Source organism: Aeromonas sp. s6 (genome assembly GCF_040907815.1).
Taxonomy (GTDB): Bacteria; Pseudomonadota; Gammaproteobacteria; order Enterobacterales; family Aeromonadaceae; genus Aeromonas; species Aeromonas caviae.
Genome location: NZ_JBFOCN010000019.1, coordinates 1 through 23,832, shown reverse-complemented (window position 1 = coordinate 23,832; position 23,832 = coordinate 1). Strand labels below are relative to the sequence as shown.

20 protein-coding genes and 1 pseudogene are annotated in these 23,832 nt (G+C 63.0%); 12 read left to right on the top strand and 9 right to left on the bottom strand.

Going from position 1 to position 23,832, the window contains the following annotated elements; all coding sequences use genetic code 11:
- Positions 1–117: 117 nt before the first annotated feature.
- The 5 genes from AB5Y50_RS01645 to purH all read right to left on the bottom strand — a co-directional run bounded on the left by AB5Y50_RS01645 (position 118) and on the right by purH (position 7,262).
- A complete protein-coding gene (locus AB5Y50_RS01645) occupies positions 118–2,694 on the bottom strand; it encodes an alpha amylase C-terminal domain-containing protein (RefSeq protein WP_049636099.1) in 2,577 nt (858 codons plus the stop codon).
- Between the two features lie 266 nt (positions 2,695–2,960).
- Positions 2,961–3,515, bottom strand: a complete 555-nt coding sequence (locus AB5Y50_RS01640) for a cytochrome b/b6 domain-containing protein (RefSeq protein ID WP_010675613.1) — start codon at positions 3,513–3,515, stop codon at positions 2,961–2,963.
- Positions 3,496–3,870 (bottom strand): cytochrome b562, encoded by a 375-nt coding sequence (locus AB5Y50_RS01635; RefSeq protein ID WP_049636098.1) that lies wholly within the window; start codon positions 3,868–3,870, stop codon positions 3,496–3,498. Before AB5Y50_RS01635 ends, AB5Y50_RS01640 begins: the two co-directional genes overlap by 20 nt.
- Before the next feature lie 405 nt (positions 3,871–4,275).
- Positions 4,276–5,565, bottom strand: coding sequence for a phosphoribosylamine--glycine ligase (gene purD, locus AB5Y50_RS01630; RefSeq protein ID WP_368162394.1), 1,290 nt, complete (start codon positions 5,563–5,565; stop codon positions 4,276–4,278).
- 104 nt (positions 5,566–5,669) lie between these two features.
- The gene (gene purH, locus AB5Y50_RS01625; RefSeq protein ID WP_010675610.1) at positions 5,670–7,262 is read right to left on the bottom strand and encodes a bifunctional phosphoribosylaminoimidazolecarboxamide formyltransferase/IMP cyclohydrolase; all 1,593 of its coding nucleotides are present in this window, start codon (positions 7,260–7,262) and stop codon (positions 5,670–5,672) included.
- A gap of 432 nt (positions 7,263–7,694) precedes the next feature.
- Between purH and zntR the strand changes: the two genes are divergently transcribed.
- From zntR to AB5Y50_RS01610, 3 genes are all read left to right on the top strand, one after another.
- Positions 7,695–8,132, top strand: a complete 438-nt coding sequence (zntR, locus tag AB5Y50_RS01620) for a Zn(2+)-responsive transcriptional regulator (RefSeq protein ID WP_049636097.1) — start codon at positions 7,695–7,697, stop codon at positions 8,130–8,132.
- Positions 8,122–8,658 (top strand): dihydrofolate reductase family protein, encoded by a 537-nt coding sequence (locus AB5Y50_RS01615; RefSeq protein ID WP_042016332.1) that lies wholly within the window; start codon positions 8,122–8,124, stop codon positions 8,656–8,658. The genes zntR and AB5Y50_RS01615 overlap by 11 nt, the downstream gene beginning before the upstream one ends.
- Positions 8,659–8,765: 107 nt before the next feature.
- On the top strand, positions 8,766–8,984 hold the full coding sequence (locus AB5Y50_RS01610) for an alternative ribosome-rescue factor A (RefSeq protein WP_010675607.1): 219 nt from the start codon (positions 8,766–8,768) through the stop codon (positions 8,982–8,984).
- Positions 8,985–9,100: 116 nt separating this feature from the next.
- On the opposite strand, the gene hemW is transcribed toward AB5Y50_RS01610, so the two are convergent.
- Together hemW and rdgB are read right to left on the bottom strand one after the other, a co-directional pair.
- On the bottom strand, positions 9,101–10,246 hold the full coding sequence (gene hemW / locus AB5Y50_RS01605) for a radical SAM family heme chaperone HemW (RefSeq protein WP_049636096.1): 1,146 nt from the start codon (positions 10,244–10,246) through the stop codon (positions 9,101–9,103).
- A gap of 132 nt (positions 10,247–10,378) precedes the next feature.
- Complete coding sequence (rdgB, locus tag AB5Y50_RS01600) at positions 10,379–10,975, bottom strand: RdgB/HAM1 family non-canonical purine NTP pyrophosphatase (protein WP_010675605.1); 597 nt, start codon at positions 10,973–10,975, stop codon at positions 10,379–10,381.
- A 234-nt stretch (positions 10,976–11,209) separates the two neighbouring features.
- On the opposite strand from rdgB, the gene AB5Y50_RS01595 reads away from it, so the two are divergent.
- The 3 genes from AB5Y50_RS01595 to AB5Y50_RS01585 all read left to right on the top strand — a co-directional run bounded on the left by AB5Y50_RS01595 (position 11,210) and on the right by AB5Y50_RS01585 (position 14,078).
- Positions 11,210–12,373, top strand: a complete 1,164-nt coding sequence (locus AB5Y50_RS01595) for a multidrug effflux MFS transporter (protein WP_039040832.1) — start codon at positions 11,210–11,212, stop codon at positions 12,371–12,373.
- Between the two features lie 103 nt (positions 12,374–12,476).
- Positions 12,477–13,526 (top strand): oxidoreductase, encoded by a 1,050-nt coding sequence (locus AB5Y50_RS01590; RefSeq protein WP_043155931.1) that lies wholly within the window; start codon positions 12,477–12,479, stop codon positions 13,524–13,526.
- A 306-nt stretch (positions 13,527–13,832) separates the two neighbouring features.
- Positions 13,833–14,078 (top strand): hypothetical protein, encoded by a 246-nt coding sequence (locus AB5Y50_RS01585; protein ID WP_010675602.1) that lies wholly within the window; start codon positions 13,833–13,835, stop codon positions 14,076–14,078.
- An 80-nt stretch (positions 14,079–14,158) separates the two neighbouring features.
- Here AB5Y50_RS01585 and AB5Y50_RS01580 read toward each other — a convergent pair whose 3' ends face one another.
- Both AB5Y50_RS01580 and AB5Y50_RS01575 read right to left on the bottom strand, forming a co-directional pair.
- Positions 14,159–14,614, bottom strand: coding sequence for an NfeD family protein (locus tag AB5Y50_RS01580; RefSeq protein ID WP_043155929.1), 456 nt, complete (start codon positions 14,612–14,614; stop codon positions 14,159–14,161).
- Entirely contained in the window at positions 14,611–15,534 is a 924-nt protein-coding gene (locus AB5Y50_RS01575; protein WP_029314806.1) for an SPFH domain-containing protein, read from the bottom strand. The genes AB5Y50_RS01580 and AB5Y50_RS01575 overlap by 4 nt, the downstream gene beginning before the upstream one ends.
- A gap of 197 nt (positions 15,535–15,731) precedes the next feature.
- On the opposite strand from AB5Y50_RS01575, the gene cysG reads away from it, so the two are divergent.
- The 6 genes and pseudogenes from cysG to AB5Y50_RS01545 form a co-directional block, all read left to right on the top strand.
- Positions 15,732–17,156 (top strand): siroheme synthase CysG, encoded by a 1,425-nt coding sequence (cysG, locus tag AB5Y50_RS01570; RefSeq protein WP_043155927.1) that lies wholly within the window; start codon positions 15,732–15,734, stop codon positions 17,154–17,156.
- Positions 17,157–17,260: 104 nt separating this feature from the next.
- The gene (gene cysD / locus AB5Y50_RS01565) at positions 17,261–18,229 is read left to right on the top strand and encodes a sulfate adenylyltransferase subunit CysD (protein ID WP_010675598.1); all 969 of its coding nucleotides are present in this window, start codon (positions 17,261–17,263) and stop codon (positions 18,227–18,229) included.
- 24 nt (positions 18,230–18,253) lie between these two features.
- The gene (gene cysN / locus AB5Y50_RS01560) at positions 18,254–19,681 is read left to right on the top strand and encodes a sulfate adenylyltransferase subunit CysN (RefSeq protein ID WP_368162393.1); all 1,428 of its coding nucleotides are present in this window, start codon (positions 18,254–18,256) and stop codon (positions 19,679–19,681) included.
- A gap of 4 nt (positions 19,682–19,685) precedes the next feature.
- Positions 19,686–21,410: an SLC13 family permease gene (locus AB5Y50_RS01555; RefSeq protein WP_043155924.1), complete on the top strand. Its 1,725-nt coding sequence runs from the start codon at positions 19,686–19,688 to the stop codon at positions 21,408–21,410.
- A 345-nt stretch (positions 21,411–21,755) separates the two neighbouring features.
- Entirely contained in the window at positions 21,756–22,346 is a 591-nt protein-coding gene (gene cysC, locus AB5Y50_RS01550; RefSeq protein ID WP_043155923.1) for an adenylyl-sulfate kinase, read from the top strand.
- A gap of 459 nt (positions 22,347–22,805) precedes the next feature.
- A pseudogene (locus tag AB5Y50_RS01545) lies at positions 22,806–23,738 on the top strand (IS481-like element ISAs19 family transposase); the annotation flags it as partial.
- Positions 23,739–23,832 lie beyond the last annotated feature (94 nt).

Here is a 23,832-nt window from a genome sequence, read left to right as displayed (position 1 = left end):
TATGCCTGCCGACAGGCTGGCGGGGAACGGGTCATGGAGCCATGAAAAAGGCCTCCCGCCGATGGCGGGAGGCCTGGCTCGGCGCCGGGGCGCAATCGCCCTGGCGTGTGTCCAGCCTTACTGGGCGCTCAGGCTGTAGGCCAGGGTCTGGTCGTTGAAGCGCACCACATAGGCACCGACCACTGCCGTGGTGATGTCTGCCCCGGCCAGCTCGGCCACGCCATCCTTGTTGGTGTCGCCGTAGTTCTGGGTCCAGTCCCCCTTGACGTCGAACTTGAAGCGCTGGCCACCGTTCCCATCACCGCTGCCGGTGAAGGTGACGCTGGCCTGCCAGAGGTGATCCCCGACCAGGGACATGGGGGTGGTGCCCCAGTTGTTGGTGGTGCCGCGAATGTTGAGGCTGGCGACATTCTTGGCATAGGTGACGCTCACCGGAGTCAGGCTGTATTGCAGGGTCTGATCGTTGAAACGTACCCGGTACTGGCCGGTGACCGAGGTCAGGATGTCACTGCCGGTCAGTTCGGCCACGCCGTCCTTGTTGGTGTCGCCGTAGTTCTGGGTCCAGTCCCCCTTGACGTCGAACTTGAAGCGCTGGTTAGTCTGACCGTCGAAGGTGACAAGGGCTTCCCACTGATTGTCGGCGATCAGCGTCATGGCAAGGGATCCCCAGGCATTGGGGGTACCGCGGAAGTTCAGGGTGGGCAGTACGCTGGCGTAGGTGCCGTTGTCGTCGGTGACGGTCACGGTGGCGCTGGCACTGGCGGTCAACCCTTCCGCATCGGTCACGGTGACCGTCACGGTATGGGTACCCGGGGTATCGAACCGGACTGTCTCCGTGGTGGCGGTGCCCCCGCTGGACCAGCTGTAGCTCACCACGCCGCCATCATCGCTGGAAGCGGAGGCGTCGAACACCACGCTCTCCCCCGCCTTGACGCTTAGGGTTTTGGGAGAGAGGGCGGCGACCGGTGCCTGGTTGCTGGTGAGGGGGGTGACCGTGTAGCGCAGATCGCTCTCGCTCAGGGTGATGCGGTAGGTGCCCGCCCCGCTGACCAGGATATCCTTGCTGCTGCCCTTGTCGGCGATGCCATCCCCTTCGTTGTCGCCGTAGTTCTCGGCCCAGTTGCCGAAGACGTCGAACTTGAAGCGCTGGGCACCGGTGGCGTCACCGGTGCCGGTCAGGGTGAGGGTGGCGGACCAGACACGGTTGGCATCGACGGTCATGGGGGTGTTGCCCCAGGCGTTGTGGGTGCCGCGCAGGTTCATGCTGCTGAACTTGTTGCCCGGCAGGACGGAACCGCCGCAGGGGCTGGCCTTGGTGCAACCGGCGATGATGGCGGCCGCCTTCATGCCGGGGACGTTCAGGCTGGCCTTGCCGCTACCATCGACGGTGACATAACCGCCGCTGCAGTAGTCATTGCCCCCCAGGAGGTTGCAGTACTCGCCGGCCGGCAGGCCGGTCTGCACCGAGGCCACCAGGCTGCCGCTCTCGTTGTTGATGGCGACGAAGCCCTTGTCACCGCGGCTGAAGGCTATCTGGTTGTTGCCGTTGTCCCACCAGTTGCTGACGGGCTGGCCTTCGGTCCGGTTGTGGAACAGGGCCATGTTCATGATGGTCGGTCGGCGCTGTTCGCAGTTCCACTGGCTGTCCGTGCAGGGCGTGCTGCCCGGCGCCCCCTTGTCGGTTTCATAGGTGCCCATGTTTTCGAAGCGATAGCCCGACATTACCTGCTTCCAGCCATAGGGCCAGGCCATCATGAAGGTGTTGGCCAGATCGTAGCGGGCACCGCTCATGAAGGTGAGCATGCCGCCACCGCCGTGGCCGCGTTCGCGGTCGTGGTTGACCACGAAGACGAAGGCCTTGTTGGAGGGGAGCAGGCCCCAGCTCTCGCCCAGGGTTTTGAGGTTCTTGATCTGGCCGTTGAAGTTGGCGGCGAGATCGGTGCCATATTTGAAGTCGGTGACGGTGTCGATGTAGGTGTAGCGGCCCGGCTGAATGTCGGGGGACTCCCCGCCTGCGCCGATCACCTCCAGGTAGGCTCTGGGGCTGCCTGCCTTGTCGAGGATGGCCTTCACATCGGCCGGCGCCATGTGCTTGGCCGCATCGATGCGAAAGCCCGCCACGCCCCAGCCGAGCAGGGTCTTCATGTAGGTGGCGATCTGATCCTGGACGTAGGATGAGCCGGTATTGAGGTCCGGCATGCCGTAGAGGGCGCCGTTCCAGACGTTGTTGCTGTCGCCGTAGTTGGTGATGTCGCCGCTGTGATGGAAGTCGTTGTAGCCGAACTGGGGATATTGGTATTGCCCCGAGTTGTAGCTGCCGCCGCCGGTGGCGGTGCCCGAACCCGATGCCAGCTGGTTGAAGACGGCGTCGGCATAGACCTTGACCCCGGCCGCGTTGCAGCGGGCGATCATGCTTCTGAGCTCTGCCTCGCTACCACCGAAGCTGTTGAAATTCTTGAAGCTGACCGGTTGATAGACGGTCCACCAGACCTGGCTGCCCTGCTTGTGCTCGGCGGGCGGGGTGATCTGGACGCCACCGAACCCCTTGGGCCCGAGCACGGTCTCGCACTCGTTGGCGATGTCGTTGAACTTCCATTGGAACAGGTGAACCATGACTCCTTCGGCGCTGGCAGTGTGGCTGAAAGAGCCGAGTGCCGCCGCCAGCAGGGCGGTTCGAAACAGTGTGTTGTGCATGACGATTTTCCCTTCGATCTTGTTATTGACGTATCACTGTCGTGTAGTCGAACGGACAACAAACAACCTCGTTCAGCTCCGTAGCATTCATGAAATCGACGTGGTTGAAAATCGAACAGGCTGAATTAATTAAGAAATGTGAATGAAAATGCTTTCATGCTATTCGGTGGCAGCAGGAGGGGGCAGAGGGGAGCAGATCGGTGCGAGATCCCGTCAAGCGGGTAGCGAAGGGGATGAACAGGGGCCCCGCAAGGCCCCGTGAACGTTCAGACGTTGGGTTCCTGCTGCCCGGCACTGGCCCGGGCACGACGCCCTGGCAGCATGCGGGTGACCAGGTTGCTGCGCTGGCGCCAGGAGGTGTAGGCGATGGCGCACAGGTGCAGGGCGATCATGCCCTGGAGTGCCCAGGTGCACCACTCGTGCCAGTCGTCCGCCCCCAGATCGAAGCCGGTCTCGGTGTTCTGGAACCAGCCGGTCCCTGCGGTGGCGAGTACCAGCAGCCAGAGTGCCCAGACCGCCAGCTTGCCGCTGCCGTGATGGCCCGGGGTGGGCGGGGTCCGTTCGCGCAGGGCGTCGGCCTGATGGCGAAAATCCTCCCGGCTCGGGATGAGGGCGCGCAGGCGGGCGTGGCCGCGAGCGAAGGTGAGCCCCCACAGCAGGCGTATGCCGATGAGCACCATGACGGCGTATCCCATCCGCTCGTGCCACTCCTCGCCCGCCTCGTTGAGCCAGAGGTTGCCGATACAGATGGCCGCCACACCCCAGTGGGTGAGGCGCACCAGAGCATCCCAGTGGAAGGGATCAGCCTTTTTGCTTGGCATAGTTGTGGTACTCCTTCTTCAGGTCGTTGACCTTGGCCAGGTGCTCGCGCGCCTTGGCTTCGTCACCGGCCTGGAGGGCTGCCAGGCTGGCATCCAGCTCGCTCTGCACTTCGGTCATGCCTTCCAGGAACTTCTCCTTCTTGGCGGCGGGCATGTTCTTGCTCTTGGCGACGTCCAGCTGGGCCTTCATCTCCTTGATGTATTTCTCCATGGTGGCCGCGTCGTCGGCCTTGACGGCCTGCTTGTAGTTGAAGCCGATCTTCTTCATCGGCTGCTCCAGATCGCCGGCCATGGCAGGCAGGGCCATCAGGCCGAACATCAGGGGCAGCAGCAGGGGACGCACAGTTTTCAGCATGGGATTTCCTTATGAGACGACGAGATTGCAGGTTGTTATAGCACTCATTTGAGTGCGGTTTCACGCATCATGATGCCATGAAAGGGCGATCATTGTATGAAGAAAGTGCGACCAATTGTGACGAATTGTGCAGGGGATTGCTGTGGGAATGTAGCCGAAAGAGAACGGCCACCGGATCTCGCCTCCGGCAGGGATACAAGGGCGCGCATCTGGTCCGGGAAGGGGCTCGCAGGCAGTGAATCATGCTGCCATTATTTATCAAAAATAGATTTTTTAACGTCATGTGAGTTTTTCAGGTGTTTTTGTTTTTGAAAGCCACCATCCATGGATGATTCCACTGCCCGAACAGACGCCGTGCAACAAAAAAAGGGCCCGCAGGCCCTTTGAGTGATCGGGATCCGGCCCTTATTCGGCCTGCTCGCGCTCGATGGCACGCCAGCCGATGTCCTTGCGATAGAAGATGCCGTCCCACTGGATGCGACCAGCCAGGGCATAGGCCCGCTGCTGGGCTTCCTGCACCGTGTGGCCGAGGGCGGTGACGCACAGCACGCGGCCACCCTGGGTCAGGCTGGTGTGTCCTTCCAGGCGGGTGCCTGCATGGAACACCTTCTCCCCTGCCACTTCGTCCACCGGCAGGCCGCTGATGGGGTGATTGCTGGCGTAGTCGCCGGGATAGCCACCCGCCGCCAGCACCACGCCGATGGCGGCACGGGGGTCATAGACGGCTTCCTTCTGATCCAGCTGGCCGGCACAGGCGGCGAGGCAGAGATCCACCAGATCGGACTGCATCCGCAGCATGATGGGCTGGGTTTCGGGGTCGCCGAAGCGGCAGTTGAACTCGATCACCTTGGGGTTGCCCTCGGCATCGATCATCAGGCCGGCGTAGAGGAAGCCGGTGTAGACGTTGCCCTCGGCAGCCATGCCGCGCACGGTCGGCATGATCACCCGTTCCATCACGCGCTGGTGCACTTCGTCGGTCACCACGGGCGCCGGGGAGTAAGCCCCCATGCCGCCGGTGTTGGGGCCGGTGTCACCGTCGAAGGCGCGCTTGTGATCCTGGCTGGTGGCCATGGGCAGCACGTGCTCGCCGTCCACCATGACGATGAAGCTCGCCTCTTCCCCGTCCAGGAACTCCTCGATCACCACCCGGGCGCCGGCATCGCCGAAGGCATTGCCGGAGAGCATGTCACGCACCGCCGCTTCCGCCTCGTCGAGGGTCATGGCGACGATCACCCCTTTGCCGGCGGCCAGACCGTCGGCCTTGATGACGATGGGAGCGCCCTTCTCGCGCAGATAGGCCAGCGCTGGCTCCACCTCGGTGAAGTTCTGGTAATCGGCGGTGGGGATGGCGTGGCGGGCCAGGAAGTCCTTGGTGAAGGCCTTGGAGCCTTCGAGCTGGGCGGCGGCGGCGGTCGGGCCGAAGATGGTCTGATCGGCGGCGCGGAAGGCATCGACCACCCCTTTCACCAGGGGGGCTTCCGGTCCGACGATGGTGAGGCCGATCTGGTTAGCCTTGGCGAAGGCCAGCAGGCCCTCGATGTCGGTGGCCTGGATGGCGACGTTCTCGATGCCCGGCTCAAGCTGGGTGCCCGCATTGCCCGGTGCCACGAAGACCTGGGTCACCAGGGGGGAGTGTTTGGCCTTCCAGGCCAGGGCGTGTTCACGGCCGCCGTTACCAATGATCAGTACTTTCATCGTCTCGCTCGCTTCTGTCTGAGTTCACTGGCGCTGCGGTGGCACTGCCAGTGGAAAGGATCCGGTGCTAAAGAGGCAGGGCCGCCATCGGCGGCCCTGGGCTGTCAGTGACGGAAATGACGCATGTTGGTGAACACCATGCACATGCCGTGTTCGTTGGCGGCGTCGATCACCTCCTGGTCGCGCATCGAGCCACCTGGCTGGATGACGCAGGAGATGCCCGCGGCAGCGGCGGCATCGATGCCGTCGCGGAACGGGAAGAAGGCGTCGGAGGCCATGACGGAGCCCGCCACGGTCAGCCCTTCATCCTCGGCCTTGATGCCGGCGATCTTGGCAGAGTAGACGCGGCTCATCTGGCCGGCGCCGACGCCGATGGTCTGGCCGTTCTTGGCGTAGACGATGGCGTTGGATTTGACGAACTTGGCGACCTTCCAGCAGAACAGCAGATCCTGCAGCTCGGCCTCGGTGGGCTGACGCTGGCTGACCACGGTCAGATCCCCGAGCGTCACCATGCCCAGATCGCGCTCCTGCACCAGCAGGCCGCCGTTGACGCGCTTGAAGTCAAAGCCTTGCGCCGGGGCAGTCCACTGGCCGCACTCCAGCAGGCGCACGTTCTGCTTGGCGGCGACCGCCTCGCGGGCTGCCTGGCTGATGCTGGGGGCGATGATCACTTCCACGAACTGGCGGGCGACGATGGCCGCGGCGGTCTCGCCGTCCAGTTCGCGGTTGAAGGCGATGATGCCGCCAAAGGCCGAGGTGGGGTCGGTCTGGTAGGCGCGATCGTAGGCTGCCAGCAGGTCGTCACCGATGGCGACGCCGCAGGGGTTGGCATGCTTGACGATGACGCAGGCCGGTTCGCTGAACTCCTTCACGCACTCCAGCGCCGCATCAGTGTCGGCAATGTTGTTGTAGGAGAGGGCCTTGCCCTGCAGCTGGATGGCGCTTGCCACCGAGCCCGGCGCAGCCTGCTCTTCGGCGTAGAAGGCGGCAGCCTGGTGGCTGTTCTCGCCGTAGCGCATGTCCTGCTTCTTGATGAACTGGCTGTTGAAGGTGCGGGGGAAGCGGGACTCTTCGTCGCCTTCCTTGTTTTCGCCGTAGGAGGGCACCAGGGTGCCGAAGTAGTTGGCGATCATGCCATCATAGGCGGCGGTGTGCTCGAAGGCGGCGATGGCCAGATCGAAGCGGGTGGAGAGGGTCAGGCTGTTGCCGTTGCCATCCATCTCGGCGATGACGCGGTCATAGTCGGAGGCCTTGACGACGATGGTGACGTCCTTGTGGTTCTTGGCAGCGGAGCGGACCATGGTCGGGCCGCCGATGTCGATGTTCTCGACGGCGTCTTCCAGGGTGCAACCGGCTTTGGCCACGGTGGCGGCGAAGGGATAGAGGTTGACGACGACCATGTCGATGGGGGAGATAGCGTGCTCGGCCATGATGGCGTCATCCCGGTCGCGACGGCCGAGAATGCCGCCGTGTACCTTGGGATGCAGGGTCTTGACCCGGCCGTCCATCATCTCGGGGAATCCGGTGTAGTCGGACACCTCGGTCACCGGCAGGCCCGCATCGGCCAGCAGCTTGGCGGTACCACCGGTGGAGAGCAGGGCCACACCGCGCGCGTCGAGTGCCTTGGCAAATTCCAGGATGCCAGTCTTGTCAGACACACTCAGCAGTGCACGGCGAATGGGTCGAGCTTGTTCCATCACACTATCGTCCTCAGCATAACGGGGACCGTTCCATGGGAGGCGAGGCTCAACACACAGAGAGTCCCCAAATAAATGGAAGTGGGGGATTTCGCAAACCACTCTCGCCCGGGGCGGCCGTTGGCAAAAGCGTTTTAGGAAATGCCCGCTTGACGCGACGCTCTCTTGTGGGCGCGTATTCTACACAAAAAATGTGACCTGTGGTGGATTTTTTAAAGAGACAAACCCTTGTGGGATGCGGCGTTAAACGTTTTCTGGTGAATTTTTGTGAAACGTTTGTCTTTTCAGTGTTTTGGGGATAAATGGCCGGCAAGTGAGGGGTTAGCTGCTGCTTTCCTGCCTTTGACTGGCAATCGCCGGGCAAAGAGGTGATAGTGGAGGCCGGTTTATATTGAGTACCATGTCGGGAATGTCATGCGGGGGGAGAGGACCATGTATCGGATCGGTGAACTGGCCAAGGCGTGCGGGGTGAAGGCCGACACCCTGCGCTTTTACGAGAAGAACGGCCTCATCTCGCCGGGCATTCGCAACGAATCCGGTTATCGCCTCTACGGGGAGCAGGACAAGCGGCGGCTGGAGTTCATCATCCGCGCCAAGTCGGTGGGCTTTTCCCTCGCGGATATCGGCGAGCTGCTCACCCTGGACACCAACAAGGCCAAGGTCACCTGCCAGGAGGTGAAGGCGGTGGCTGACACCAAGCTCGAACAGGTGGAGCAGAAGCTCCTGGAGCTGACCCGTTTTCGCGAGAACCTGAAGGCCCTCTCCGACATCTGCTGCGGCGGCCCGCGCTCGGCGGAGCACTGCGCCATCCTCGAGACCCTGGAGTCCGGCGCCCCTTCCCGCCACGAGCATCACGACCATGAGCACTGAGCTGCGCCGGCCCCGGGTCTCCGCCTTTCTCGCCCTCTCCCTCGACGGTTTCATCGCCGGGGAGGGGGGCGATCTGGCATGGCTGGCCCCCTATGGTGGCGACGGGCCGGAGGAGACCGGGTACAGCGCCCTGATGGCGAGCGCAGACACCCTGCTGATGGGGCGCAACACCTACGATATCGTAAGCGCCTTTCCCGAGTGGCCCTACGGGGACAAGCCGCTGGTGGTACTGACCCACAGGCCCGCCGACCCCCGTCCTCGGGTCGCGTTCAGGCAGGGGGCGCTGGCGCAGGTGCTGGACGAGTTGTGGCAGGGGGGAAGCCGTCACCTCTATCTGGATGGCGGGGAGCTGGTGAGGCAGGGTCTGCAGGGGGCCCTGGTGGACGAGCTGACCCTGTTCTGGGTGCCGGTCACCCTGGGGGGCGGGATCCCGCTCTTTACCGGGCCTCTCCCCGCAGGGTTGAGACCGGTGTCGAGCGCCGTGCTGCCAAGCGGCCTGGTGCGGGTTATCTATCACCCCGCCTGACAGCTTGCACGGGGGAGGCAAGAGGCGCACAATCGGCGCGTTTTTCGCCACCTGCCCTTCCAGACAGGGACGATAGGCAAACACGACAACCCCATCAAGGAGCCCATATGGCCAAGAAGAAGGTGACCTGTGTCACCGCCGAACCCGCCTGCGAACATCAGCGCGGCATCATTCAGGACAACCACCTCAAGGCACTGGTGACCTCCCCCCTGTTCCAGGCCCGGGTCGAGCCGAGCAAGAAGGGTAAGGGCAGCTATCAGCGCAAGGCCAAGCACGGCAAGCGGTGGGAGCCCGGCCAACAGCAGATGGCAAGCGTCTGCTGCTGAGCGGGTTTCTGCCGCAAGGCATCAGCTAACACAATCAGGGCGCCAATGGCGCCCTGATTGTTTTTCTATTCGCTGGTGCTGACTTGCGGTCTTGACGCAAGAGAGTGAACCCGTGCTCACTCATCCATAAAGAGTTCGAGCAGCACGTTGAGGTAGCGATGCCCGAGGGACGTGAGCTGCCAGCTGTCGCCGAGATCCTCGATCAGCTCCTTGGTCCGGGCGATGGCGAGCATGGTCTCTACCCGCTCCAGCGGTAGCCCTGTGAAGGCCTCGAACTCCGCCTTGGGGGCGGGTTCAAACAATCTAAACCGGTTCATGAAGTACTCGAGGGGCAGATCGTCCGCGCTCACCTGCCATTGGCTGTCCAGATAGGGGCGGCTCGGATCCAGATAACCTTTCGGATGCTTCACTTTGGCGGTGCGCAGGATCTGCTGGTTGGCAAGATCCGTCACCTTGCCGTGGGCGCCGCAGCCGATCCCCAGATAGTCGCCAAAGCGCCAGTAGTTGAGGTTGTGGCGACACTGATACCCCTCTTTGGCATAGGCCGAGATCTCGTACTGCTGATAGCCCCGGGCGGTCAGCATGGCGTGGCCCTGCTCGTAGATGTCCCACAGGGTGTCATCTTCCGGCAACGTGGGGGGCTTGGAGGCGAATGCCGTGTTCGGCTCTATGGTGAGCTGATACCAGGAGAGGTGCGGCGGCGCGCAGTCGATGGCCTGCTGCAGGTCGTAGAGCGCATCGTCCAGGCTCTGATCCGGCAGGCCGTGCATCAGATCCAGGTTGAAGGTGGGAAGCGCGATGGCGTGGGCCAGTTCGGCGGCCTTGCGCGCCTCCTCGGGGCCGTGGATGCGGCCGAGCCGGGTCAATTTCTCCTGCTGGAAGCTCTGTACCCCGATGGAGATGCGGTTGATACCGGCCCGCTGGAAGCCGGCGAACTTGTCCGCCTCCACCGTGCCCGGGTTGGCCTCCATGGTGATCTCGCAGTCCGGGGTCAGGGCGATGCGTTCGCGCACCCCGTCCAGCAGCGCCTGCATGGCGTCGACGGAGAGCAGGCTCGGCGTGCCGCCACCGATAAAGATGGAGGAGAGGGGGCGCCCCTGGGCCCAGTGCAGATCCTGCTCCAGATCCTCCAGCAGGGCTGCCACGTACTCGAGGTGGGGCAGCTCCCCCTTCTGGGCGTGGGAGTTGAAGTCGCAGTAGGGGCACTTCTGGACGCACCAGGGCACGTGGATATAGAGGGAGAGGGGCGGCAGTTGCAGCATGGGATTTCCAGTATTCAACAATCAAAAGGGGTCGGGTGGCCCTGGTTGCCGGTGACAACGGGCGGGGCGCCGCGAACGAAACGGGGGCCGACGGCCCCCATTGTAGATGACAACGCGGCGGGAGACAGCGCTTTAGTTGACCGCCGCCAGGGCCGCTTTGAGCTTGGCCAGGGCCTGGCCACGGTGGCTGAGCTGGTTCTTGAGTTCCGCCGGCATCTGGGCCGAGGTGCAGTCGTGGTCGGGGACGAAGAACACGGGGTCGTAGCCGAAGCCGTGCTGGCCGCGGGGTTCGTCGATGATCATCCCCTCCCAGCTGGCCTGGCAGATAATGGGGGTGGGATCGTCGGCGTGGCGCATGTAGACCAGCACGCACCAGAAGCGGGCGCTTTTCAGGTAATCCGGCGCGCCCTTGAGCTCGGCCAGCAGCTTGTCGATGTTCTCCTTGTCGCTGGCACCGGCACCGGCAAAACGGGCGGAGTAGACGCCGGGGCGGCCGTGCAGCAGATCCACTTCCAGACCGGAGTCGTCGGCCACGGCGGGCAGGCCGGTGACGCGGGCGGCGTGGCGGGCCTTGATGATGGCATTCTCGACGAAGGTGGTGCCGGTCTCGTCGGCATCGGAGACTGCAAACTCGCTCTGCGGGATCACCTGGATCTTCATATCGGCCAGCATGGCGGCCAATTCCTTCACCTTTTTCTGGTTCCCTGTTGCCAGGACAAGCTTGTTCATCACACACCTCCGCAAAAATAATCTGCGCATTCTATGCGGGGGAGGGGTTTAGTAAAAGCGCCAATTGCCCGGGATCCGGTGCCAACGGGGGATCCTGGTTCCACCCCCTGAGAGGTAGAAGAGATACATGTTTCCAGCAGGGAATAACCGAAGTGATTAAATACCATTTCAATTCATTACTCTGAGTCAGTAGACTCGCGGCCCAATCGATATTCCTAGGGCTTGAGGTGACTGATGCCATTGATTCTTTTGCTTGTACTCCTGGTGTTGTTCAGCCCGCTGGCCATCGACATCTATTTGCCTGCCATCCCCCAGATGGCCGAGCAGCTGGGGGCCGAAGTGACCCTGATGCAGGGCACCATTACCTGGTTCCTGTTCAGCATGGGGCTGGGGCAACTACTGGTGGGGCCGCTGGCCGATCGCTACGGGCGCAAACCCATTGCCCTGGGGGGCGTGCTGCTCTACGGCCTGAGCGCCCTGGCAGCCGGCTTTGCCGCCAGCCTGGGCGAGCTGATGCTGGCGCGGGTGCTGCAAGGCTTCGGGGCCTGCGCCACCTCGGTGGCCGCCTTCTCGGTGGTCCGTGACAGCTATGGCCCCAAGAAGAGCGGTCAGATGATCTCCTATCTGAACGGTGCCATCTGCTTCATCCCCGCACTGGCGCCCCTGCTGGGTGGCTGGCTCACCGCCAAGGCGGGCTGGTCGGCGAACTTCTGGTTCATGGCGGGTTACGCCGTCGTGGTCGGCAGCTGGCTGCTGTGGCGGATGCCGGAAACCCGCCCTGAGGAGACCAGCAGTGCTGGCCCGCTCATCAGCTGGTCCCGCTACAGCCCGGTGCTGCGCTCCCCGAGCTTCCTGTTCAACGCGGCGCTGTGCATGCTGGCGATGGCGGTGATCCTCGCCTACGTGACGGCGGCGCCGGTACAACTGATGGTGACCCTGGGGCTGGACATGAGTGGCTTCAGTCACTGGTTCACCGCCAATGCGGCCCTCAACATCCTGGCCTGCTTCCTGGCCCCGCGCTTCATCGCCCGGGTAGGGCCAAGACGGACCCTGCGCATCGGCCTGCTGGTGCTGCTGCTCTCCGCCATCACCCTGACCCTGGCCATGCACATCCCGCACCCGCTGGCCATGATGGGCCCGGTGTTCCTCTCCAGCATCGGTTTTGCGATGATCCTGGGCGCCGCCGCCGGTATGGCGCTGGCCCCCTTCGGCCACTGCGCCGGGACTGCTGCCGCCCTGCTCGGCCTGTTCCAGATGAGCGGCTCCGGCGCCCTGGTGGGGATCACCGGTTGGCTGATGCCGGATCCCCTGAGCCAGCTTGCCCTGCACATGTGGCTGCTGCTGCCCCCGCTGGTGATGCTGATGACCCGCCAGGGTCGCCGCTTGTGTTTGCAATAAATCCTGTGCTCTGATGAGCACACTCGGGGGGCCTTGAGCCCCCTTCTCTTTTTCAGGTGACCTCGCCTGCCTCGCATGATCACAGACCCGTGGAGAAAACCGGATGAGCCACACAATCAACGCCGCCCTGGTGGGATACGGCTTCGCAGGACAGACCTTTCACGCCCCCTTCCTGGCCACGACCCCGGGCCTGACCCTGCGCTGGGTGGTGAGCCGGGATGCCGCCAAGGTACAGGCCGCGTTGCCCGGCACCCGGGTCGGCACCCTGGAGCAGGTGCTGGCCGATGACAGCCTCGATCTGGTGGTGATCGCCACCCCCAACGACACCCACGCCCCCATCGCTCGCGAGGCCCTGCTGGCGGGCAAGCACGTGGTGATCGACAAGCCGTTCGCCCTGGATCTGGCCGAAGCGAAGGCGCTGGTCGAGTTGGCAGAGAAGCAGCAACGGCTGCTCAGCATCTTCCACAACCGGCGCTGGGACGGGGACTTCCTCACGGTGCGCCGTCTGCTGGCGGAGGGGGCGCTGGGGCAAGTCGCCCAGTTCGAATCCCACTTCGACCGTTATCGCCCCGAGGTGCGCCAGCGCTGGCGCGAGGCGGGCGGCCCGGGCTCCGGTCTCTGGTTCGATCTCGGCCCCCATATCCTGGATCAGTCGCTCCAGCTGTTCGGCCAGCCGGACTGGTTGCAGGCGGATCTGGGCAAGCAGCGCCCCGGGGCCCTGGCGGACGACTACTTCCATGTGGTGCTGGGTTACGGCGAGATGCGGGTCATTCTGCACGGCAGTTGTCTGGTGTCGGCCGTGATGCCCCGCTTCGTGGTGCACGGCAGTCAGGGCTCTTTCATCAAGTTCGGCATGGACGTGCAGGAGGAGCAGCTCAAGGAGGGCAAGCGGCCTCCGGCGGCGGACTGGGGCGTGGATCCCGCCCCCGGCCAGCTCAGCCAGATCCGGGACGGTCAGCTCGTGCAGCAGACCGTGGCTGGCGAGGCGGGGGACTACGGCGCCTACTATCGCGGCGTCTGCGCCGCCATCCGGGGAGAAGGGGAGAACCCGGTGCCGGCCGACGAGGCCCTGGCGGTGATGGCCTTGCTGGACCTGGCCCGGCAGAGCGACCAGCAGGGGCGGCGCCTGCCTTGTCAGAAGCTGTCTGACTGACGGCGTAATCCGGCAGCGCCGAGAGCCTGACAGAAAGGCAATGGCTGACTGGCAATCGCCAGGTAATTGGCGATTTGTTGTGCGAATCTGATGATGAATGGGTGTTTTATATTAATATTTGTCGTTGCAGCAGTGTTTCTTATCATGCCAACGAGAAAATATCATTGTGATACGCGTTTTCATCGGCCGCATATGGGGATATATTTCGCGCGCCTTCGGGCTCCAGCGGCCGGTGTGCCGACAGGAGCCGGGGCGTACAGTGATGGTCCCTGCACCATCTCTCCATCTTTTTTTGAGGGTATGCACATGAACAAAGTACTGGTAGCCGGTATCCTGGGTCTGATGTTGACCGCCTGTGGTCAGAAAGAAGAAGCTGCCGCTCCGGCTGCGACCCCGGCCGCAGACGTTGCTGCCACTGTCGAGAAAGCCGCTAGCGAAGCGTCTGCTACCGTCGAGAAGGCTGCTTCCGAAGCTTCCGCTACTGTCGAGAAGGCTGCCGCTGACGTGGCCACCAAGGCTGAAGCTGCCGTGAGCGATGCCAAGGCCAACTAAGCCAGCACCTCATTGAAAAACGGGCCCGGCGCACTCGCGCCGGGCCCGTTTTTTTATGGCCATGGAAGGGCGCTGCCCGGTCAGCCGAGGGGTTCCACCAGCAGGATGTGGGAGTCGGCCCCCACCACCTTGACCCGGCTGCCGGCCGGCAGCGGCGCGTTGCAGCGCACCGTCCAGACGGTGTCGTCCAGATGCACCCGGCTCATTCCCTGGCTGACTTCGTCCAGCAGGGTCAGCTCGCGGCCCATGTAGCTTTGCATCCGCTCGTTGATGGGAGCGGCGGCATCCAGCCCGGAGTGATCCCGGCGATGCTGCCAGCGCCACCAGGCCCAGGTGGTGAGCAGGGATTGCAGGGCGAAGAGCAGCAACTGCGCCTGCCAGCCGAAGGGCCAGACCAGCAGCAGGAGTCCCACCTCCAGGGCGGCGATGCCGGTCCAGAGCAGGAAGCCCACCGACCCCATCACCTCGATGGCCAGCAGCACGAAGCCGAGTCCCAGCCAGTGCCAGTGGGTCAGCCCCTCGAACAGGGCTGTCATGATTTGCCCGCCTTGCCGTCTTTGTTGAACAGCTCGGCCATGCCCGCCACCGAGCCTATCAGGCTGCCCGCTTCCAGGGGCATCATGATGATCTTGCTGTTGGGGCCTTCACCGATGCGGGCCAGGGCCTCGGTGTATTTCTGGGCCACGAAGTAGTTGATGGCCTGCATGTCGCCCTCGGCAATCGCCTGGGAGACCATGTGGGTCGCCTTGGCTTCCGCCTCGGCGGCCCGCTCCCGGGCTTCGGCGGCGAGGAAGGCGGCCTGACGCTCACCCTCGGCTTTCAGGATCTGGGACTGCTTCTCCCCCTCGGCCTTCAAGATCTTGGACTGGCGCACCCCTTCGGCCTCCAGCACCTCGGCCCGCTTCTGGCGCTCGGCCTTCATCTGGGCGTTCATGGCTTCCACCAGGGCGAGGGGCGGGCGCACATCCTTGATCTCGATCCGGGTCACCTTGATGCCCCAGGGGGCGGTGGCCGCATCCATGGTGCGCAGCAGCTTCTCGTTGATGGTGTCGCGCTGGGAGAGCATTTCGTCCAGCTCCATGGCGCCGAGCACGGTCCGCATGTTGGTCATGGTGAGATTGCGGATGGCACTGGTGAGATCGTTGACCTCGTAGCCCGCCTTGCGGGCATCCACCACCTGCACGAAGCTGATGGCGTCGATGGTGACGTTGGCGTTGTCCCGGGAGATCACCTCCTGGGCCGGGATGTCCAGCACCTGCTCCATCATGATGATCTTGTGGCCGATGCGGTCGATGTAGGGGATCAGCAGGTTGAGGCCCGGGGAGAGGGTGCGGGTGTAGCGGCCGAAGCGCTCCACGGTCCAGTTGTAACCCTGGGGCACTATCTTGATGCCGGCACTCAGGGTGGCGAGTACCAGGAATATGAAGATCCCCAATACAATCAATGACTCATTCATGATTAAGCTCCTTATGAAACACTTTCACTAGCCTAGGGTCTGGTGCCATCCACCACAAGCAGATTCGCTTCTCTATTGCCGCCACACGGCTTTACTAATTACCAAAACGCATTAAAGAGCATTTTTTATTATTTTGAGGGATAAGCGCTCCTGCCTATAGTCGCCCCAGATGTCGCGATGCCGAGGAGCGGGCCCTGATGGATTATTTACCTATGTTTGCCAGGTTGGAAGGCCGCCCGGTACTGCTGGTGGGCGGGGGCGAGGTTGCCCTGCGCAAGGCGCGCCTGCTGCTGGCGGCAGGTGCCCGGATCACCCTGGTCTCTCCCATGCTCGAGCCCGAGTTCCATGAATTTGCCGGTCGCTTCACCCATGTGGCGGCGCGTTTCGACCCGGCCCACCTGGCAGGGCAGATCCTGGTGGTGGCCGCGACCGACGATCTCGAGGTCAACGCCCTGGTCTACCAGAGCGCCACCGAGCGCGGTCTGTTCGTCAACCTGGTGGATGACCCCGAGCGCTCCAGCTTTATCTTCCCCTCCATCATCGATCGCAGCCCCATCGTGGTGGCCGTCTCCAGCGGCGGCAAGGCCCCCGTGCTGGTGCGTCTGTTGCGCGAGCGGCTCGAGAGCCTGCTGCCCCGCCACCTCGGCGGTCTGGCGGAGCTCTCCGGCCGGGTGCGCCGCCGGGCCAAGCAGGTGCTGGCCTCCCTCTCCGATCGCCGCCGCTTCTGGGAGCGCGCCTTTGCCTCCAACACCCTGGCCGGTCTGATTGAGAAAGCCGATTGGCAGGGGGCCGAGCGCTGGCTCAATGAGGGGCTCGACAAAGCCCAAACCGAGGTGGGGGAAGTTGTCTTGGTGGGGGCGGGCCCGGGAGATCCTGGCCTGCTGACCCTCAAGGCGCTGCAACAGATCCAGCAGGCCGAAGTGGTGCTCTATGACCAGCTGGTCTCCCCCGAGATCCTGGAACTGGTGCGCCGCGACGCCACCCTGGTGTCGGTCGGCAAGAAGGCGGGTGCCCACAGCGTGCCCCAGGAAGAGACCAATCGCCTCTTGGTGGAATACGCCAAAGCGGGCAACCGGGTGGTGCGCCTCAAAGGGGGCGATCCCTTCATGTTCGGTCGTGGTGGCGAGGAGCTGGAAGTGCTGGCCGAGGAGGGCATTCCCTTCTCCGTGGTGCCCGGCATCACCGCCGCTGCCGGTGCCACCGCCTATGCGGGCATTCCGCTCACCCACCGCGACCATGCCCAGAGCGCCGTCTTCATCACCGGCCACTGCCAGAAGGAGGGCAAGGAGCCCGACTGGCAGCAGCTTGCGGCCACCAACCAGACCCTGGTCATCTACATGGGGCTGATGCGCTCCGAGCATATCCAGCAGCAACTGGTGAGCCATGGCCGACGCGCCGCCACCCCCATCGCCATCATCGAGCGGGGCACCACGGCCCGTCAGCGGGTGCTGACCGGCACCTTGGCGGATCTGGCCGAACTGGCCCAGCAGGCGGTGAGCCCGTCGCTTATCGTCATCGGTGAAGTGGTGGCCCTGCGCCAGCAACTCGCCTGGTTTGGCGAGCAGGGGCAAGGGCAGGAGGCAGAAAGCGGCCACGAGCTCAAGCTGGTGAGCCTGGCCTGAGAGGCGAGACCCGAATCGATTTGACGGTGCGGCCAAGGCGGCACCGAACTGAACCAACACCGCGCCCCGAGCAGGTGCGATAGCAATGAACCGAGGACCCAGACATGGACCGTGAAAGACTGACCCAACTGCAGCCATCCGATGCACAGAGCATCCGTGCAGGTGTCACCCGCGAGCGACTGACTCACCTGCAACAGCTGGAAGCCGAGAGCATCCATATCATCCGCGAGGTGGCCGCCGAATTTGAAAACCCGGTGATGATGTACTCCATCGGCAAGGACTCCTCCGTCATGCTGCACCTGGCCCGCAAGGCCTTCTACCCGGGCAAGATCCCCTTCCCCATGCTCCACGTGGACACCAACTGGAAGTTCAAGGAGATGATCAAGTTCCGGGACGAGACCGCCAAAAAGTTCGGGCTGGATCTCATCGTCCACAAGAACCCGGATGGCCTCGCCATGGACATCAACCCCTTCGTGCACGGCAGCAGCAAGCACACCGACATCATGAAGACCGAGGGGCTCAAGCAGGCGCTCAACAAATACGGCTTCGATGCCGCCTTCGGTGGTGCCCGTCGCGACGAGGAGAAATCCCGCGCCAAGGAGCGTGTCTACTCCTTCCGCGACAAGTCCCACCGCTGGGATCCGAAGAACCAGCGCCCGGAGCTGTGGCGCGTCTACAACAGCCAGGTCAACAAGGGGGAGAGCATCCGTGTCTTCCCGCTCTCCAACTGGACCGAGCTGGACATCTGGCAATACATCTATCTCGAGAACATCGACATCGTGCCGCTCTACTTCGCGGCCATGCGCCCCGTGGTGGATCGCGGCGGCATCAAGATCATGGTGGATGACGATCGCATGCCCATCGGCCCGGAAGACGAAGTGAAGCAGGAGCTGGTGCGCTTCCGTACCCTCGGCTGCTACCCGCTGACCGGGGCCATCGAATCCAATGCCACCACCCTGCCGGAGATCATCGAAGAGATGCTGATCACCACCTCGAGTGAGCGGCAAGGGCGGCTCATCGACCACGATCAGGCCGGCTCCATGGAGCAGAAGAAGCGTCAGGGCTATTTCTAAAAAAATGTTCTAAGGAATCGCATCATGAACAACCACATTCAGACCGCCATCAGCGAACAGGGCATTGAAGCCTACCTGCACGCCCAGCAGCACAAGAGCCTGCTGCGTTTTCTCACCTGCGGCAGCGTGGACGACGGCAAGAGCACCCTCATCGGCCGCCTGCTGCACGACTCCCAGCAGATCTATGAAGATCAGCTCAAAGCGCTGGAGTCCGACAGCCAGAAGCTCGGCACCACCGGCGAGAAGCTGGACCTGGCCCTGCTGGTGGACGGCCTGCAGGCGGAGCGCGAGCAGGGCATCACCATCGACGTGGCCTACCGCTATTTCTCCACCGCCAAGCGCAAATTCATCATCTCGGACACCCCGGGCCATGAGCAGTACACCCGCAACATGGCCACCGGCGCCTCCACCTGCGATCTGGCCATCATCCTGATCGACGCCCGCAAGGGGGTGCTGGATCAGACCCGTCGCCACAGCTTTATCGCGAGCCTGCTCGGCATCAAGCAGTTCGTGGTGGCGGTCAACAAGATGGATCTGGTGGAGTTCAGCCAGGAGGTGTTCGAGCGCATCAGCTTGGAGTACCGCGAGTTTGCCAAGAAGCTCAGCGTCGACACCATCCATATCGTGCCGGTCTCGGCGCTGGACGGTGACAACGTGGTCAACCCAAGCGACAAGCTGGCCTGGTATCAGGGCGAGACCCTGCTCTCCTTGCTGGAGAGCGCGGAAGTGGAGCGCGAGCTGGAGCGTCACCCGGTGCGCCTGCCGGTGCAGTACGTCAACCGCCCCAACCTCGATTTTCGCGGCTTCGCGGGCACGCTGGCCTCTGGCATCCTGCGGGTGGGCGACAAGCTGGCGGTGCTGCCGTCCGGCAAAGAGAGCACTGTGACTCGCATCGTCACCTTCGACGGCGATCTTGACTACGCCCTGCCGGGTCAGGCCATCACGGTCACCTTCGCCGATGAAATCGACATCAGCCGGGGCGACCTGCTGGTGGACGCGGCGAAAAAGCCCCAGGTGACCCAGAACGTGCTGGCCCACATCGTCTGGATGGGGGAGGAGTCCCTGCAACCGGGCCGGGTCTATGACGTCAAGCTGGCGACCAAGAAGAGCCGTGGTCAGGTGGAGGCCATCCGCCACCGCATCGAGATCAACAAGCTCGACGAGCTGCCGGCCTCCGAGCTCAAGCTCAACGAGATCGGCCTGTGCGAATTCAGCCTGACCGACCCGGTGGCATTCGACCCCTACCAGGAGATCCGCGATACCGGCAGCTTCATCCTGATCGATCGGCTGAGCAACGTCACCGTCGGCGCCGGCATGATAGTGGAGGGCTTGGCCGCGACAGTGGCAACAGGGCACTACAGCGAGTTCGAAGTGGTGCTCAACGCCCTGGTGCGCAAGCACTTCCCCCACTGGCAGGCGCTGACCATCAGCAACGACGCAAGCAAGGAATAAGCCCATGACCTGGCAACAATCCCTGGTGCTGGGTCTGCTGGCTGCCCTCGTCGTCCTGCTGATCCAGGGCAAACTCCGGCCGGCGCTGCTCTTCTCGGGCGCCGTGCTCATCACCTATCTGAGCGGCCTGGCGGACATCAACGCCGTGGTGGCGGGCTATACCAACAGCGCCCTGCTGACCCTGGTGCTGTTGCTGCTGGTCTCGCTCGCGGTGGAGAAGACCCGGGTCATGAGCTGGTTCGCCAACCTGGTGGGCACCGGCTCGTTCAACAAGGTGCTGGTCAAGGTGTGGTTCTCCACAGCCTTCCTGTCGGCGTTCGTCAACAACACCGCCGTGGTGGCGTCCATGCTGGGGGCGGTCAAGCGCAACCCCAACCATGCGCCCTCCCGGCTGCTCTTGCCCATGTGCTTCGCGGCGACCTTTGGCGGTGTGCTGACCCTGATCGGCACCTCCACCAACCTCATCGTCAACAGCTTCCTCATCAAGATGGGGGCCAAGCCGCTCGGCATGTTCGACTTCTTCATGGTGGGGGCGGGGACCCTGCTGACCGGCCTTATCGCCGTGCTGCTGTTTGCCCGCCACCTGCCGGAGCAGGACACCGAGATGAGCCGGGAATCCGGCTATTTTCTCGAGGCCAAGGTGGGCCCCGGCTCGCCCATGGCCGGGCGCAGCGTCAAGGAGAACGGCCTGCGCAGCCTGAAAAGCCTCTATCTTGCCGAGATCATCCGGGGCAACCAGGTGATCTGCCCGGTGCAGCCGGAACACGAGCTGCACGAGGGGGACATGCTGCTGTTCTGCGGCGACGTGGAGAGCGTCGGCGTGTTGCAGGAGCTCAAAGGGCTGGATCTCTACGGCCAGCACCGCCTCAACGGCCAGCACCTGGTGGAGGTGATCGTCAGCCACAGCTCGCGCCTGGTGGGGCAGACCATCAAGGATGCGGAGTTTCGCACCCACTTCGATGCGGTGGTGCTGGCGGTGCGCCGGGGCGAGACCCAGCTCACCGGCGGCCTCGGCCAGATTGAGCTGCACGCAGGGGACACCTTGCTGCTGGCCCCCGGCCCCAAGTTTGCGGGCAACAAGTCCCTCTCCCGGGAGTTCGTGGTGGTGAGCGGGCTGGAGGCCTCCACCCGGCTCGATGCCACACGCAGCGCCGCCGTGGTGGCGGGGTTCCTCGGGGTGCTGACCCTGTCTGTGCTCGATCTGGTGCCGCTCTTCAAGGGGCTGCTGGTGATGCTGGTGGCGCTGCTGTTTTCACGCATCCTGACCCTGGACGAGATCCGCCGCCGTTTTCCCCTGGATATCTGGCTGGTGGTGGGCGGGGCGCTCGCCATCGCCGATCAGCTGGAGAAGAGCGGCCTGGCCAAGCTCATCGCCGACTGGCTGATGGGGGAGTTCAACGGGGCCAGTCCCTTTATCGCCTTCGTGGGGATCTATCTGTTTACCCTGGTGCTGACGGAGCTGATGAGCAACAACGCGGCGGCGGCGCTGGCCTTCCCCATGGGATTCCAGCTGGCGCTCAGCATGGACGTCTCCACCATGCCGTTCATTCTGGCGGTGCTGTTCGGGGCGAGCTCCAGCTTTATCCTGCCCTACGGCTACCAGACCAACCTGATGGTCTATGCGGCGGGCAACTACAAGATGCCGGATTATCTCAAGCTGGCCCTGCCTGTCTCCCTGGCCTACAGCATCGGGGTGATCGTCATGGTGCCCCTGCTGTTTCCGTTTTAAGGTCTGATACCGGGGGATGTGTTAGGGCTGCTTATGTTAACGCAGCTTTTATCAAGGCTGCTTATGATGCAGGGGAGTGCCAGGGCACTGGCATCCAGGCGTGAGCGCCAATCAGGGGGGTTGCATACGCAATATCAGGGCATCAGCACCTTGCCGCCTCATGGTGCGAGGCGGCTCCCTGCGGTAACGGACAGTTTTCAGTATTGCGGCGTGAGCGCCAATCAAGGAGTGTTGGATGAGCAATGCCATGGCATCAGCACGTTGTCGGCTGATAGTCCGAGGCGGCTCCCCGCGGTGCCGGACAGTTTAAGTTTTGAGGCGTGAGCGCCAATCAAGGAGTGTTGGATGAGCAATATCGTGTGGCATGCCCATGCCGTCGACAAACAGAGCCGGGCCGAGCAGAAGGGGCAAAAGCCCCTGGTGATCTGGTTCACCGGGCTCTCCGGGGCGGGCAAGTCCACCCTGGCGGGGGCACTGGAGCAGGCGCTGGCCGCCTCGGGCAAGCACACCTATCTGCTGGATGGGGACAATGTGCGCCACGGCCTGTGCGGCGATCTCGGCTTCGATGACGCCGCCCGCCAGGAGAATATCCGCCGGGTCGGCGAAGTGGCAAAACTGATGGTGGATGCGGGACTTATCGTCCTCACCGCCTTTATCTCGCCGTTCCGTGCCGAGCGACAACTGGTGCGCAATCTCGTGGGTGAAGGGGAGTTCGTCGAGGTGTTTGTGGATGCACCCCTTAGCGTGTGTGAAGAGCGTGACCCCAAGGGGCTCTACAAGAAGGCGCGGGCGGGGGAGATCCGTAACTTCACCGGTATCGACTCCGCCTACGAGGCCCCCGAGCAGCCGGAAATCCATCTGCTGAATGCTGGTAAACCGGTGGATGCGCTGGTAGACGATCTGCTGACCGCCCTGCGGCAGGGGAACTACCTGTAGTGGTTGAGTGGCGCCGTCTTACACAGGAAGCCGGATCGTTATTCCGGCAATCGGGTAATCACCCGGGCAGCAAGCCGTAAGCAGCAAATAGGGCGCAGATGGGGGTCGCAAGGGGAAAGCGACCCTCTTTTTGTCTGAGCGTGTCATGGAATCGGTAGCACATCTGGCAAGCGACCTGTGGCCGATAAGTGGGCCGCAACAAGCATTTGTGTGCTGGCGGCAGCCACTATAAGCAAAAGTTGGGTCTTTATCGTAAAACCCATAACTCCAGCTTATAGTGGCACCGGTGAGCCAAGAGCCATCTCAAGGTAGCCAATATCAACCCCGCAAGGGGATTTCCCAATCCCTGCTTGTATGGAGATGGTATTCACCTGACAGTTGCCCACAAAAGGGAGTGGTCATACGGCTTCAAACCGGATAACAAAACGGTACCCCTACCGTGTTATCTGGAGTCACCGTATGACCACCAACGAGAAAGTAGCACGTCGTAAACTTAGCTTGCTAGAGCTCGCCAAAGAGCTCAATAACGTCAGCAAAGCCTGCAAGCTCATCGGCTACAGCCGTCAGCAGTTCTACGAAATTCGCCGTAACTACCAGACCTATGGCGCCGAGGGATTGCTCGACAAATTGCCCGGGTGTAAAGGGGCTCATCCCAATCGGGTCGCTCCTGAGATTGAACAGGCCATCCTCGATTACTCCCTCACCAGACCCACTCATGGCCCGCTGCGGGTCGCCCAAGAACTGGCTCTGCAAGGCATCAATGTCAGTGCGGGTGGTGTGCGTGGCGTGTGGCAACGTCACGACTTGCTCTCCAAACACGACCGCTTGTTGCGCCTCGAGAAAACCCACCGGGAGCAGACCATTGAGCTCAATGACGAGCAGATCCGCCTGTTAGAACGCTTCAGCCCCGAGTTTCGCGAACGCCAGATTGAGGTCCACTACACCGGAGAACTGGTGGCGGTTGACACCTTCTTCGTCGGCGCGCTCAAGGGGGTTGGCAAGGTGTATCTGCAAACCGTGCTGGACTGCTACAGTCGCCATGCCTGGGGACGGCTCTACACCAGCAAGCTGCCGGTGACCTCGGTTCATGTGCTCAATGAAACGGTACTGCCGTTCTTCGAAGCCCATGAGGCTCGGGTCTATACCATCCTGTCAGATAACGGGCGCGAGTTCTGTGGGCGCCCAGACCATCATCCCTACGAGCTGTTTCTGCAACTGGAGGGAATTGAACACCGGACAACCAAGGTACGCAGGCCGCAGAGCAACGGTTTTATCGAGCGACTGCATCGCACACTGCTGGATGAACACTTCCGTATCAAGGGGAGAACGACCTGGTATGAGTCGGTAGAACAGATGCAGACAGACCTGGATAGCTACCTGGAACACTACAACCGTCATTCCGCACCTGATTTTCCCTTTTTCGCGGCTTGACAGCGATCGGCTGTTTTGATCTATTACTGCTTTTTGCAGGTCGCTCATCATGCCC

Excerpts from the sequence above, each read along its gene's own strand:
- AB5Y50_RS01645 (WP_049636099.1), bottom strand. The coding sequence starts at position 2,694 with ATGCACAACACACTGTTTCGAACCGCCCTGCTGGCGGCGGCACTCGGC.
- AB5Y50_RS01640 (WP_010675613.1), bottom strand. The coding sequence starts at position 3,515 with ATGCCAAGCAAAAAGGCTGATCCCTTCCACTGGGATGCTCTGGTGCGC.
- AB5Y50_RS01635 (WP_049636098.1), bottom strand. The coding sequence starts at position 3,870 with ATGCTGAAAACTGTGCGTCCCCTGCTGCTGCCCCTGATGTTCGGCCTG.
- purD (WP_368162394.1), bottom strand. The coding sequence starts at position 5,565 with ATGAAAGTACTGATCATTGGTAACGGCGGCCGTGAACACGCCCTGGCC.
- purH (WP_010675610.1), bottom strand. The coding sequence starts at position 7,262 with ATGGAACAAGCTCGACCCATTCGCCGTGCACTGCTGAGTGTGTCTGAC.
- zntR (WP_049636097.1), top strand. The coding sequence starts at position 7,695 with ATGTATCGGATCGGTGAACTGGCCAAGGCGTGCGGGGTGAAGGCCGAC.
- AB5Y50_RS01615 (WP_042016332.1), top strand. The coding sequence starts at position 8,122 with ATGAGCACTGAGCTGCGCCGGCCCCGGGTCTCCGCCTTTCTCGCCCTC.
- AB5Y50_RS01610 (WP_010675607.1), top strand. The coding sequence starts at position 8,766 with ATGGCCAAGAAGAAGGTGACCTGTGTCACCGCCGAACCCGCCTGCGAA.
- hemW (WP_049636096.1), bottom strand. The coding sequence starts at position 10,246 with ATGCTGCAACTGCCGCCCCTCTCCCTCTATATCCACGTGCCCTGGTGC.
- rdgB (WP_010675605.1), bottom strand. The coding sequence starts at position 10,975 with ATGAACAAGCTTGTCCTGGCAACAGGGAACCAGAAAAAGGTGAAGGAA.
- AB5Y50_RS01595 (WP_039040832.1), top strand. The coding sequence starts at position 11,210 with ATGCCATTGATTCTTTTGCTTGTACTCCTGGTGTTGTTCAGCCCGCTG.
- AB5Y50_RS01590 (WP_043155931.1), top strand. The coding sequence starts at position 12,477 with ATGAGCCACACAATCAACGCCGCCCTGGTGGGATACGGCTTCGCAGGA.
- AB5Y50_RS01585 (WP_010675602.1), top strand. The coding sequence starts at position 13,833 with ATGAACAAAGTACTGGTAGCCGGTATCCTGGGTCTGATGTTGACCGCC.
- AB5Y50_RS01580 (WP_043155929.1), bottom strand. The coding sequence starts at position 14,614 with ATGACAGCCCTGTTCGAGGGGCTGACCCACTGGCACTGGCTGGGACTC.
- AB5Y50_RS01575 (WP_029314806.1), bottom strand. The coding sequence starts at position 15,534 with ATGAATGAGTCATTGATTGTATTGGGGATCTTCATATTCCTGGTACTC.
- cysG (WP_043155927.1), top strand. The coding sequence starts at position 15,732 with ATGGATTATTTACCTATGTTTGCCAGGTTGGAAGGCCGCCCGGTACTG.
- cysD (WP_010675598.1), top strand. The coding sequence starts at position 17,261 with ATGGACCGTGAAAGACTGACCCAACTGCAGCCATCCGATGCACAGAGC.
- cysN (WP_368162393.1), top strand. The coding sequence starts at position 18,254 with ATGAACAACCACATTCAGACCGCCATCAGCGAACAGGGCATTGAAGCC.
- AB5Y50_RS01555 (WP_043155924.1), top strand. The coding sequence starts at position 19,686 with ATGACCTGGCAACAATCCCTGGTGCTGGGTCTGCTGGCTGCCCTCGTC.
- cysC (WP_043155923.1), top strand. The coding sequence starts at position 21,756 with ATGAGCAATATCGTGTGGCATGCCCATGCCGTCGACAAACAGAGCCGG.